The 12,685-nt window shown below is 46.9% G+C and carries 9 protein-coding genes; 5 read left to right on the top strand and 4 right to left on the bottom strand.

The window, feature by feature from the left end; all coding sequences use genetic code 11:
- The first annotated feature begins 14 nt into the window (after positions 1-14).
- Positions 15-824, top strand: a complete 810-nt coding sequence (locus KIO97_RS22885; protein WP_045370441.1) for a MetQ/NlpA family lipoprotein — start codon at positions 15-17, stop codon at positions 822-824.
- 84 nt (positions 825-908) lie between these two features.
- Here KIO97_RS22885 and KIO97_RS22880 read toward each other — a convergent pair whose 3' ends face one another.
- The 4 genes from KIO97_RS22880 to syd form a co-directional block, all read right to left on the bottom strand.
- Positions 909-2,090, bottom strand: coding sequence for a YibE/F family protein (locus KIO97_RS22880; protein ID WP_285384019.1), 1,182 nt, complete (start codon positions 2,088-2,090; stop codon positions 909-911).
- Positions 2,091-2,180: 90 nt separating this feature from the next.
- Positions 2,181-4,373: a bifunctional UDP-sugar hydrolase/5'-nucleotidase gene (locus tag KIO97_RS22875; protein ID WP_285384018.1), complete on the bottom strand. Its 2,193-nt coding sequence runs from the start codon at positions 4,371-4,373 to the stop codon at positions 2,181-2,183.
- A gap of 316 nt (positions 4,374-4,689) precedes the next feature.
- Positions 4,690-5,466, bottom strand: coding sequence for a Zn-ribbon-containing protein (locus tag KIO97_RS22870; RefSeq protein WP_005432677.1), 777 nt, complete (start codon positions 5,464-5,466; stop codon positions 4,690-4,692).
- A 2-nt stretch (positions 5,467-5,468) separates the two neighbouring features.
- Positions 5,469-6,014: a SecY-interacting protein gene (gene syd / locus KIO97_RS22865; RefSeq protein ID WP_005432679.1), complete on the bottom strand. Its 546-nt coding sequence runs from the start codon at positions 6,012-6,014 to the stop codon at positions 5,469-5,471.
- Positions 6,015-6,121: 107 nt separating this feature from the next.
- Here syd and queF point away from each other — a divergent pair, with 107 nt between their 5' ends.
- The 4 genes from queF to ppnN all read left to right on the top strand — a co-directional run bounded on the left by queF (position 6,122) and on the right by ppnN (position 12,668).
- Entirely contained in the window at positions 6,122-6,967 is an 846-nt protein-coding gene (gene queF, locus KIO97_RS22860; RefSeq protein WP_038891670.1) for an NADPH-dependent 7-cyano-7-deazaguanine reductase QueF, read from the top strand.
- Positions 6,968-7,126: 159 nt separating this feature from the next.
- Positions 7,127-9,409 carry a lipopolysaccharide assembly protein LapB gene (locus tag KIO97_RS22855; protein WP_285384017.1) on the top strand — a complete coding sequence of 761 codons (2,283 nt, stop codon included), beginning with the start codon at positions 7,127-7,129 and terminating at the stop codon, positions 9,407-9,409.
- A 98-nt stretch (positions 9,410-9,507) separates the two neighbouring features.
- Entirely contained in the window at positions 9,508-11,073 is a 1,566-nt protein-coding gene (locus tag KIO97_RS22850) for a diguanylate cyclase (protein WP_233966695.1), read from the top strand.
- Between the two features lie 218 nt (positions 11,074-11,291).
- Complete coding sequence (gene ppnN, locus KIO97_RS22845; RefSeq protein WP_258471833.1) at positions 11,292-12,668, top strand: nucleotide 5'-monophosphate nucleosidase PpnN; 1,377 nt, start codon at positions 11,292-11,294, stop codon at positions 12,666-12,668.
- Positions 12,669-12,685: the final 17 nt, after the last annotated feature.

Raw genomic sequence — 12,685 nt, 5'->3', positions numbered from 1 at the left:
ATAAGGAGATAAAAATGAAATTTAGCCTTAAGAGTCTTTTGACTGTTGCAACTGCTGCTTCTGCACTGGTTCTTGCTGGTTGTGGTGACAAAGAAGTCGACGTGAACAAAGTAAAAGTTGGCGTAATGGCAGGTGCAGAAGCACAGGTTGCTGAAGTTGCGGCAAAAGTTGCTAAAGCGAAATACAACCTGGATGTTGAGTTGGTTACCTTTACCGATTACGTAACACCAAACGCAGCGCTGGATGATGGCTCAATCGACGTAAACGCGTTCCAACACAAGCCATACCTAGATCAACAAGTAAAAGATCGTGGCTACAAACTAGTGACTGCTGGTAACTCTTTCGTATACCCAATCGCTGGTTACTCTAAACAAGTAAAATCAGTGGATGAAATCGAAGATGGCGCACGTATCGCGGTTCCAAACGATCCTACGAACCTAGGTCGTTCTCTTCTGCTTCTTGAGCAACAAGGTCTGATCGAACTGCGTGACGGCGTTGGTCTACTGGCAACGGTACGTGACATCGTTGGTAACCCGAAAAACATCACTATCGTTGAGCTAGATGCAGCACAACTTCCACGTTCTCTTGATGACGTAGCGATTTCTATCATCAACACAACTTACGCAAGCTCAATCGACCTAACGCCAGAGCGTGACGGTATCTTCGTTGAAGACAAAGAGTCTCCATACGTAAACCTGATCGTTGCTCGTGAAGACAACGTTCAAGCCGCTAACGTACAAAACTTCGTTAAGGCATACCAAACTGAAGAAGTTTACGAAGCAGCGAAAGACATTTTCAAAGGTGGCGTAGTGAAAGGTTGGTAATCGCCACTTTCTACAAAACTTACGATTAAAAAGGGCGCTCATCGGAGCGCCCTTTTTGCATCTGTTTTGATTACAGCTTTACCGCTAGAACAGTTGAACTTCGTCTTGCTCAACGTTCTTTTTCATCTGCTCTTCCACTTGAGGATGCTTGAACACATAAGGCGCTAGAAACGCAGTAAAAGGAATAGTCAGCACAATCCCCACACTGCCCGCTAACGCGTTCACGACTGCGAGGCCCACCAACGGCATATTCATAAACTGGCTCGCTGGCATGTTAAGCCCCCACACCATCATGATGGTCGTCAATGAGCCGCCAGCAAACGCCAAGATCAAGGTGTTAGTCATGGTACCCATGATGTCCCGACCAATATTCATCGACGCTCTAACCAACTGCTTTGGCTTGAGTTTCGGATCAGTTTGTTGCAGCTCCGCGTACGCCGATGCAATCGAAATCGCAACGTCCATAACAGCGCCAAGCGCAGCAACGACAATCGTCACGAACATCAACCAACGAATACCCATCTTCACCGACGTTAGATAAATAACGTCTTCGCCTTTGTCGAGGTAAATGCCCGACAAGTGCGCCATTTCTCCAAACCACTGCGCCATGACACCCGCAGCTATCACACCCAATAACGTACCGCCCATGGCACATAAACTCTTACGGTTATAGCCAGAAACGAGAATAAAGCTGACCACGATGATCACCACCATCAATAAGATGCTGACCAACATCGGATTCCAACCTGCAAAAATACTCGGCACCAACACACCAACGATCAAGGCAGCAGTGAAATAAAGCGCGACCATAGAGTTAATGCCCTCTTTCTTACCAAAGCTCAGCAGCAGCGCACAAAACAGAGCAAGCATAAGGTAAATCGCGTCTGAGCGTTTGTGGTTATACGCCCAATAGACGGTGCCATTGGTGGTTTCGCGGATCATCATGATGAAAGTATCGCCTTCACTGACATACACGTTGTGCTGGCGACTAAGAGGATTGGTGACTTCCACCTCTAAGCCTTTGCTCTCTCCTTCAAGAATTTTTGCCATGAAGACTTGTTTACCTGTCATCACATCTGGCACAAGCGGATCAGGCGCAACATGGTTTGAGATGGAACGCGTGACAGTCGCTTCAACAAACTCTTGTTGCTGGCGAGATTTAGGACGGAAATCTTCACTCCACGAAGAAGAAAACTGAAAAATAAGCGTGGAGATAAGGGTAATCAGTAGGGTGAAACCCCATCGGTTATAGGTTCTTTTGATCATGAAGTACTCTTCTACATCACTCACTAAACGGGCTTTGCCTCTGGTGAGTAAAATTAGGCGCGGTAAAGATTACCGCGCCCACATGCAGGATTAATGAGTTGGGTTACAACCTGCGACTTTCTCATCAAGGGTCGCCGCGTCTTTGTTAGGGTTAACAAAGTAGCTAGACGAATCATTGATGTTCACAGACTTAACAATCGCTGGGTATTTCGGGTTTTCTAAATCAATCGAGACACAGATTTCCATGTTCTTCAATTGTTCCCACAGCGCTTTACCTTCGCCTTCACGCAGGGTCGTGATATCACCACTTGGTAGGTATTGAGTGAACGACCAGTTACCAAGACTGCCACTGAAATCTGCCACGTTGATACCTTTGTGCTCTTCAACATAAGCCGTCAGCATGTCGCGAATTGCGTAAACTTGCTCGTTCACTGAGTCATAGAACACGTCGTCTTTGCTTGCCCAGCCATACTTCTGGATTTGCGAACCAAAGCGGTAGCTGTTCATCGCCACTTTGTAGGTCGCGTTTGGATCGAACTGCTCACCACCAATGCTGGTAATATTCACACGGCTACCTTCATTCGTTACTGCGTTGTTCTCATCCATCTCAAGAGACGGCTTACTCAGATCCACAGTGAACTCAATATCACCATCGAATTGATCGTAAAGATAAGCTGGCGCGCCTTTCTTGAACGATACGGTAATATCACCCGGTTTATATTGGTTGAAGTAAGAGTACGACCACTCGATGAAGCGTTTTAGGTTCGTACCTGTCATCTCTACGCCAAGTAAGGTGTTATCGTACTTGTACAAGTTGGTCGACTTACCTTTGGTGTAAACTTCGTTGTCGATTAAGTTAGATTGATCAGAGAACAACGACGCAGCAGAGACAATCGCACCATTACCCTCACCCATCGCCTCTTCAATTTTCTGCATTTGGATTTGGTTAATCACATCCATCAATGGCGTATCAACGACTTTCGCTAGGTGAATCGTCGAGTACAAACGCTCTGCGGTGTAATTGTAATCCGTTGCTGTCGCTTCGTCTGGGTAACCCGTTGCACTTGGTGTGAAGTTACCTGTCACACGCCCCAATTCACGAGTTGCGTCTTCAACCGAGATATCGTGCACGTATTGGAATTTCGCTTGCAGCGCTTGCTCTTCTTCCACTTTCTTCGTGCCAATGTTGGTCAATGTAGTGTCTTCCATCGTCCACTTGCCATCGACTTTCTTCAATTGAATTTCAGCTTTCGCTAGGTAAGCACCCCACTTGCCCGGCTCAATGATTTTCACGCTTTGCGCGCGATTGTCTTGGTTGTATTCACCAGACTTCGCTTTATCTTCAATCAACGTATTTTCACCGCCAATTTCTGATGTGGATTTGCTGATTGGTGTTATCGTGCCATCAGCATTCACTTGTTCGATATAGTTGGCGTGTTCGTGACCCGCTAGAATAACGTCGAATTTATCCGCCATTGCAGACGCGATTTCGTAAACGCCCACACCACCATCTTCTTGGCGGCCAAGGTGAAGCGCACCCACAATCACATCTGGATTGTATTCAGATACCAGTTGGTCAACCGCTTCTTTGGTTGCATCCAATTCGTTTTCGAACTTCAAGCCTTTGAAGTGATCCGGCGCTGACGCTTCCCAGTTCGGCACGTTCGATGGCGTTAGACCAACGATCGCCACTTTCACGCCTTCCACTTCAAACATTTGGAACGCGCGAATGTAGTTCACATCGTTACTTTCCCACTTGATGTTAGAAGACAGTACCGCACCATTAAAATGATCGAGGTTGCGATCGACAAACGAACGCTCAAAGTTGAATTCATGGTTGCCTGGTACCCAAACGTCAAAGCCAAGAGAGTTCATGCTCTCGACCACTGGGTGAGTTGGATCATCGTTGAATAGTTGCGCGGAGTTACCCTGAACCGTATCACCGATATCAATCAGGATCATATTTGGATGTGCCGCTTTTTGGTCAGCAAGCAAAGTGGCTACACGAGTAATACCAGCGTCATCGTCTTCTGCGTTCAACGCGTAGTCAAAACCAAACAAGCGACCGTGTAGATCCGATGTTGCTGCGATAGCAATGGTTACTTCATCCGCTTGTGTTGCTTCACCTTTCACAACTACGTCAGGCGTGTTGGTTAATGTTTTTCCCTCTGCAACCACCGGGCTGTAATCCGATGGAACCTCTACGTACTTGGTTTCATCATCACAGCCAGCCATCAAGCCGACAACAGCAATACAGACTAAGCTTCGTTTAAATAAAGTCATCTCAATTCCTTCCAGATTATTTTTTTATATATATTTTCGGAAGGGGCCCACTTCCCAAAACCTCAAAAAGGATATGGATGTTATTTGAAATTTTTGAGAAGCAAACGTTTCAATGCTTATAAACCATGCAACTAGGTTACATTTTTCTTTGAATATGAACAAAGATCACAAGCAAGGGGATGAGAGGAATGGCTGACAAAAATACTTTTTAAATCAAAACATTGACACCATCAATAATGGGTAATTTTACTGAACAGGCTCGATTCATTTAAAGCGATAGGAAAAAGCTGGCATAGACGCCAGCTTTAAAAATGGGCTACTTAATGTGATCCCAAGAGATGTTGGAGACAATACGGCAATCGTCACACTTGAAGTAGAAGATATCGTGCAGCGGTTCGTCGAGTAACCATTCACCACCACATTTTGGACACTTACGCCCTTTTTCCGCTTCAAGCGACTCACCGCCAACTCGGTATTGGTAGTAGTAAGTCGGGATCTTAGTGATGTATTCAATACGACCACGTAAGTCCCAACCGCGGCGGAACAGCACACTGTCAGCATCGCAGATTTCATGCAGTGCAGCGTGTTCAGCACGGCAGCCACCCGCCATTTGGATTTCATCACACGCTTGCCATTCAGTTTGCCATTTCACCACCGCTTTGTGGTCACCATTCAGCGTCGCACCATTACGGTAAAGTGGGATTGGCAATAGCGTCTCGCCGCTGCGCAGTGGAGAGCAAGTATGAACGTACGTGGTGTACAGCACTTGCCAACTAGGTGTCTCTTCTTCCGCCGCTTCTTCTGAATTCAAATCACGACCCAACATGCGCATTTTCGGCGCAAGCAACGACGCTTCCGACAAACGATTCATACACACTTTGACGAAGTCAGAATGGTAGCGAGGATGCAAACTGTCTTGCTCTGGGCAAACCACGCGAACATAGAACTCGCCATCACCCATTACGATAGGAAATTCACGACCCAGAACTTGTCCGTTGTAACGCAGTGCGTCCATCAGACCATTAATCGCTTTATCTACGGCGCTTACGGTGGTGTTATCAAAACACTCAAACTGCAACTCAACAACGTACATGCTTACACCGCTGCCTCTAGTTTGCTCAGAAACTCAGTCAGTGTCTCGGCTAGCACATCTCGCTTATCCGAACCTAGGCGTTCAAGAATCACATTACCGGTTAGGTTACAGATAGAAATAACATCCAGCTCGGCATCTGTCGCCGCGATAAATACTGTCGGTTTTAGCTTTAGACGACGCTGAGTGACTAAGTGACCCAGAATGTTCTCTTGCAGACGAGTAAAGTCATCATCACTCCATACTTGCAGCAACGTCAGCTCATTACCTTGCCAAGTCGCGTCCATATCTGCGCTGTACTGAGAACCGTAGAACGCCTTGATGTCTTCATGCAGCGTCAGCTCAATTGCGTTCTCAACGTTAGTGAAATCCGCCATTTCTTCACGTGGGAACGCTTTCCACAGTACTGCCCCATCGCGTTTCTCTTCTACACATGGAGAAACAAGATCAGCAAGCTCTTCACTGCGTGGCAGTTCATTGTGCTTGTCTTGCCAAGCTTGTTGGTAGCGCAGGCTAAAGTCCTGTAGAGCCTGAGGAACGGTTTGGGTCATGAAGGTCTCCTGGTTTGTTTTTATCAGGTTGCGGTGTCTGCCGGATAGCAATTAAGCAGCGGATTCAGTAAAATTCTCGCCATTCTAATCGAAAATGACCACAAAGTATGAGCAAATATTCTGACGCTAAAGAGCTTGCTGGCCTGACGCTTGGTAAAAAGACTGAGTACGCAAACCAATACGACGCAAGCTTGCTGCAACCTGTACCTCGCAGCCTAAACCGTGACGACTTAGAACTGGGCGACAGCCTGCCGTTTTTAGGTCACGACATTTGGACGCTGTACGAGCTATCTTGGCTAAACAGCAAAGGCTTGCCTCAAGTGGCGGTTGGCGAAGTGTACATTCCAGCGACCAGCGCCAACTTGATTGAATCAAAGTCGTTCAAACTGTACCTAAACAGCTACAACCAAACCCGTTTTGCTACTTGGGAAGAAGTGACTGAGCGTCTAACGCAAGATCTATCGGCATGTGCAGGCGAAGCGGTACTTGTGGAAGTAAACCCAGTTAACCACTACACCAACCAACCAATCGTAACGATGGAAGGTGAGTGTATTGATGATCAAGACATTGAAATCACTAGCTACGATTTTGACGCTGCACTGCTTGAAGGTGCTGCTGGTGATGAGCAAGTAGAAGAAATTCTTCACAGTCATCTACTGAAATCGAACTGTCTAATCACCAATCAGCCAGACTGGGGCAGCGTAGAAATTCGCTACCAAGGCGCTAAGCTTGATCGTGAGAAGCTGCTTCGTTACCTAGTGTCATTCCGTGAGCACAACGAATTCCACGAGCAATGTGTTGAGCGTATTTTCACTGACCTGATGAAGTACTGCCAACCAACGAAACTTACGGTATTCGCACGTTATACTCGTCGTGGTGGTTTAGATATCAACCCTTACCGCTCAACGGAGCAAGACAAGCCAGCACACAATAATCGCATGGCACGTCAGTAATCTGAGTAGGTAATGAAAGTATTTGAGTTCCATACTCAAACACTAATTACTTAAATACTCAAAAACGCCCAGCTATCTGTTGGATTGCTGGGCGTTTTTCTCTACTATTGATTATTCAAAAATACGTAAATTACGACACAGTTCAAGGGAACGAAAAGGATGTTTTGGGACAGTTCGCGTCTATTTAGGCTGATTGGCTTTCTTTGCTTATTGTTAGCACAGCCACTTCACGCGACCATTTTATCTTCTGCTTTGCTTAATGAAGCTCAGCAACTGGCTGAGATCGAACCTTCACAAGCCAAACAAGCGGCCAAAAACTACCTTTTGCAACGTGAACTCACTGAGCGCCAAGAGAACGGCAGCCCTTCTGCCATGTCTCGTGAAGAGACCGACCGTAGCATCCGCACACCAAGCAGCACGATTGAAGCGCATAAAATCATCGCGCAAGCCGACTACGCCATGGGCAACATTCGCTCTGCCATCAACAACCTTGATGAAGCAAAACGCCTCGCCAAAGAATACCAACTACCGTACATGAATCTGGATGTGCAACTGATGCGCAATCAAATGATTTGGATGTACGACAAAAACTACGCCGCAGCGGAAGAAAAACTCGACCAAATAGAAAAGCAGATTGAAGAAGCAAATCCGGTTTTACAACGCACTGACAGCGTTCGCTACCGCTTAGTGATGCAGCGTGCACTGCTGGCGGCTAACAGCGGTAATTCGGTAAACGCCGAGCGCTTGTACGCAAAAGCCAAAACCATGCTAGAGGACAATCGCTCAGACCTAACTCTGATTGATTACCACACTGCCGTCGGCGAGTTTTATCTCAACAATAAGAAGTACAACCTTGCCCTGTCAGAGCTGCTATATGGTTACTGGCAATCCATTGAAAATGACAGCGGCGCAAGACTGGCGAAGGTAAACCGTCTGTTAGCACGTCTATTCCAAGAGCGCCGTGTGTACGATAAAGCCATCGAGTACCTCTCTCAGGCGGCCGACTTTTACGACAGCTACCCAAGCTCACCAATTCTGGCTGATGTGTTAGAGCAAATGGGCGATATCTACTTCTACCAAGGTAAATTCAACCTAGCACTGGTGCATTACTTCAATGTGCTTGACCACGACAGCACCAGCAAGAACATCAATCGCATCATCAAGATCCGTTTGAGTCTCGCGGCAACCTACTTACAGCTCTATAACTACGCGCTGGCAGAGCAGTACTTAGATCGTGCTAGGGACTTGTTAGAGTATGCAGATTTACCGCAGTTAGAAGCTAAAGCGGCGCTGCTACAATCTGGCTTGGCGTACCACCAAAACGACAGTAAAGACGTCATCGTCAATGCGAAGAAAGCGCTCGACCTAATAGAGAAAGCACCAGACGAGACGGGCTTTATCAAACAACAGTCCTACCGTTTGTTAGGCTTAGGCTACGAGCAAGCTGGCGAATATCAGCTATCTCTACAAGCGTATAAAAAGTACACCAGTCTAGTTCGACTGGAACAAAAACAACTTAACCAAATCAGTGAAGATGCCTTCCGCCAGCAAAAAGAGTTTGCTGAGCAAAGCATTCATTATGTCGGCCAGGCAGAAAAGCTGATTCAAGTGAGCATGGAGCACCGCAAGTTCCAAAAAATCTCGTTCGCATTGTTCATTATCGTATTGGTGATGTTCCTCTTCATCATGCGCCGTGGCGTCATCATGCAACGCCAAGCGACTGAAATTGAAAAACTGCGCGATGACCTGTTTACCCATTCCCGCTCGCGTTTGCGTAACCTACGCATGCTCAACGTTAAGCTATCGCGCTCTCTGAAGAAATCGAGCGATACGTTCGAGCAGTGGCAGATGGGCGAGCTGATTCACGAGCCACTCAACGACCGTTTGCGTTTCGTGATGATTGATTTGCCATTCCTACGCAGCATGTACGTTCAGCATGGTTACAAAGCAGGCTTAGAGTTAGAGCGTGCATTTGGTGAATTCCTAGCAGAACGCATCCAAAAGCCGACACGTTTGTATCATTTCTCCGATGCTAACTTGTTGTACATCGAGCCAAACGCGGATCGTGATGCCTCTGCAGAAGAAACGTTTAACAAGTTCCAAACTTGGGTGGATGAGTTCGCGGCCAAGCACGATGTGAACCGCATCATTCGTATGGGCATCAGTGACTACCCATTCTTACCACGTGCATACACGGCGATTAACGATGAAGAGTTACTCGACCTGTTACTTCTTGCCACCCACATTGCCCGTGAGGTGAGCTTAAAAGACAGACACAGTCACTGGGTATTCTTGAAGGCAATTGATAACGCACCAGCCGCGAGCTTTGCAACTGGTGACATACGAACTGCGTGTCAACATGCCATCAATCAAGGACTAATAAAGATTCATTCTTCTTATAAGAATGAGGACGACATCAAAAAAATATTAAAAAACGGGTAATTAACCAACGGTTGAGCGCGATCAGTGATGACGCTATAAAGTTTTTTGTTATTATCAAATAATCGTCAGTAGTACATGGACTTAACCGTAGTCACTTCATGGGAATCTTGGAATCCGATATTCAGTCGCAGCTTCATCAGCTGAGTTGTCAACTTGACCAACTCAGGCTGACTCATCGTGATACTTCGCTCAAATTTCAACGTGAGCAGCAAGTTCTAAAGCGAGTTGTGGCATCATTGTCTTCTGCTTGTCAGGGTTCAAACTCTCAAGTAACCAACTACCTGCTCGAAATTCAGCAAGAGCTTGAACATCAAAAAGATGTCAGTACGCTGATCCCTCGTTTAGCAGTGCTAGAAAGAATGCTCAAACAGCAGTCTAAGGCGATGGAAAAACAGACCGGTTATCTCGACGAACAAATCAAACACAGTGGTGAAACGCTTCAACGTATCACTGGCCTGCCTGCGCAGCTAAAACGCGAGTTGCGTAACCTAATGAGCTTTTCGGAAGTTCACCCCGGGACCAAAGTCGACCAAGCAACCAAACTGCTGAGCATCTACGAACGTGCGCTCAAGATCATCACTTCCAACTCACGCCTTAACCTTGGCGAACTAGAAAACGGCCCGGATAAATCTCAGTTAGAGTGCCTTGCCAGCGATCTACAACACACCATCACCGAACTCGACTTCGAGGGTGAATCCGGTGATCAACTGTTGGATATACGCGCCAAGTTACTGTTGGGGGTGAATGCAGAGTCGCTTATCGAACTGACGTTAAATACACTTAAACTGGTCGTGGAAGCCACCAAGTACGAACGTAAATCGTCAGAACAGTTCCTAGAGCAGTTGAACACCTCGCTTTCGAGCAACCTTAAAACCGTTCACCAGAACGTCGACCAACACCAAACCTACTTCGAACATCGCCAAGAGTTAAACTCTGAGATGACCTCCTTGGTGGAACGCAGCCAGGAGTCGGTCGAACAAGCACAAGATTTAGAAGAATTGAAAGGGGAAGTGTCACCACTTCTGGCCAAAATGGCGTCACTGACCGAACGCTTAAGAATGACGGAAGAGCGTGAACAAGCCCTTCAGGAGCGCTTGAGTTACAGCAAGAATCAACTGGAAGCCGTATTCGAAAGCACACAGGACTATCGTCGACGTTTGGAAGACCAAGCTCAGCGAATGCTGCTTGATCCGCTCACCAAGGTATACAACCGTGCAGCATTCAACGACCGATTAGAACTGGAATATCGTCGCTGGATCCGTTCACAACAGAACCTACGCGTGGTGCTGTTTGATGTTGATAACTTCAAAGCAGTCAATGACAGCTATGGCTACACCGCTGGCGACAAAGCACTGAAGATCATCGCTCGTACCATGAATAAGCGTATCGCTGATACAGAAACCGTAGCTCGCTTTGGTGGTGAAGAGTTCATCTTACTGATCCCAGAACAATCAGAAGAGTACACGCTTGAACTGATGAAAAATATTCAGCGTGATATCAGCAAGCTGCCATTTAAATTCCGTGAACAGAACATCATGATCACGTTGACCGCCGTTTCGACTTCATTCAGAGAAGCAGACAACCCAGAATACGTCTTAGATCGCCTTGGTAATATGCTAAAAGATGCCAAGCAGCGCGGTAACAACCAAGTCAACTGGACCTAAAAGCGTTCAAAAAACAACCAAACGAACCGCTTTCACCCTCTCTTTTGTCATATTGCCTCAAAATTTCAACGAGTTATCACGTTTCTCCCCTTCCAGTCTGCTAAGCTGTTTAAACGCTATAAAACAAAGTCTGCCAACCACTTGAGTAGAACGACACGTATAAGCTAAGTAGGTGAGTTGGTTTCTACCCTATAAAAATGCATTAGCAAGGAGGCCTTATGATTACCCATATAAGCCCCGCAGGTAGCATGGATTTGCTATCACAACTGGAAGTTGAACGTCTTAAGAAAACCGCATCAAGTGAGCTTTACCAGCTCTACCGTAACTGTACGCTTGCGGTCCTCAACTCTGGTAGCCATACCGACAACTCAAAAGAGCTGTTAGACAAATACCTTTCATTCGATGTGAATGTGGTGCGTCGTGAGCGTGGTATCAAGCTTGAGCTTGCTAACCCGCCAGAGCACGCGTTCGTTGATGGCGAAATCATTAAAGGTATCCAAGAGCACTTATTCTCTGTTCTACGTGACATCGTATACGTAAACATGCACTTGGCGGACAACCAACGCCTTAACCTCACTAACGCCACTCACATAACCAACCTTGTATTTGGTATTTTACGTAATGCCGGTGCTTTAACGCCGGGCATTGAGCCAAATCTTGTGGTGTGTTGGGGTGGCCACTCCATCAACCCAACCGAGTACCAATACACTCGCGAAGTAGGTAACGAACTTGGCCTGCGTGAGCTGAACATCTGTACGGGCTGTGGTCCGGGTGCAATGGAAGGTCCAATGAAAGGCGCAGCGATTGGTCACGCCAAACAGCGTTACACCGAGCAGCGTTACCTTGGTTTGACAGAGCCTTCAATCATTGCGGCTGAGCCACCAAACCCAATCGTGAATGAACTGGTGATCATGCCAGACATTGAGAAGCGTCTTGAAGCCTTTGTTCGTATGGCGCACGGCATCGTTATCTTCCCTGGTGGTCCGGGTACAGCCGAGGAACTGCTGTACATCTTGGGTATCATGATGCACCCAGAAAATGCTGACCAACCAATGCCAATCGTACTAACTGGCCCGAAAGAGAGTGAAGCTTACTTCCGCTCTATCGATGCTTTCATTGCGGACACGCTGGGTGAAGAAGGTCAGAAGCATTACCAAATCGTGATTGATGATCCCGCAGAAGTGGCTCGCATCATGAAACGCTCAATGGAAGACGTTCGCCAGCATCGTAAAGAAAAAGGCGATGCGTACAGCTTTAACTGGTCACTGAAGATCGAGCCTGAGTTCCAACTACCGTTTGAGCCTACTCACGATGCAATGGCAAGCTTAAACTTGAACATCAACCAGCAACCACAAGTTCTGGCAGCAAGTTTGCGTCAAGCCTTCTCAGGTATCGTAGCAGGTAACGTCAAAGCGGAAGGGATTCGAGAAATCGAACGTAAAGGTCCGTTCACCATAAATGGTGAGCCAATCTTGATGAAGAAACTCGACAAGCTATTGAAAGACTTTGTAGCTCAACACCGCATGAAACTTCCTGGCGGGACGGCTTACGAACCATGTTACCGCATTGCCCATCAGGAAAATGGTGGTCGATAGATAACTCAGCTTTGGTT

Source organism: Vibrio sp. B181a, from assembly GCF_030248375.1.
In the GTDB taxonomy this organism is placed as follows: domain Bacteria; phylum Pseudomonadota; class Gammaproteobacteria; order Enterobacterales; family Vibrionaceae; genus Vibrio; species Vibrio campbellii.
Note: the sequence above shows the minus strand (reverse complement) of the source record. Positions and strands in the feature narration are given on the sequence as shown.

Coding starts and splice junctions, on each gene's coding strand:
- KIO97_RS22885 (WP_045370441.1), top strand. CDS start 15: ATGAAATTTAGCCTTAAGAGTCTTTTGACTGTTGCAACTGCTGCTTCT.
- KIO97_RS22880 (WP_285384019.1), bottom strand. CDS start 2,090: ATGATCAAAAGAACCTATAACCGATGGGGTTTCACCCTACTGATTACC.
- KIO97_RS22875 (WP_285384018.1), bottom strand. CDS start 4,373: ATGACTTTATTTAAACGAAGCTTAGTCTGTATTGCTGTTGTCGGCTTG.
- KIO97_RS22870 (WP_005432677.1), bottom strand. CDS start 5,466: ATGTACGTTGTTGAGTTGCAGTTTGAGTGTTTTGATAACACCACCGTA.
- syd (WP_005432679.1), bottom strand. CDS start 6,014: ATGACCCAAACCGTTCCTCAGGCTCTACAGGACTTTAGCCTGCGCTAC.
- queF (WP_038891670.1), top strand. CDS start 6,122: ATGAGCAAATATTCTGACGCTAAAGAGCTTGCTGGCCTGACGCTTGGT.
- KIO97_RS22855 (WP_285384017.1), top strand. CDS start 7,127: ATGTTTTGGGACAGTTCGCGTCTATTTAGGCTGATTGGCTTTCTTTGC.
- KIO97_RS22850 (WP_233966695.1), top strand. CDS start 9,508: ATGGGAATCTTGGAATCCGATATTCAGTCGCAGCTTCATCAGCTGAGT.
- ppnN (WP_258471833.1), top strand. CDS start 11,292: ATGATTACCCATATAAGCCCCGCAGGTAGCATGGATTTGCTATCACAA.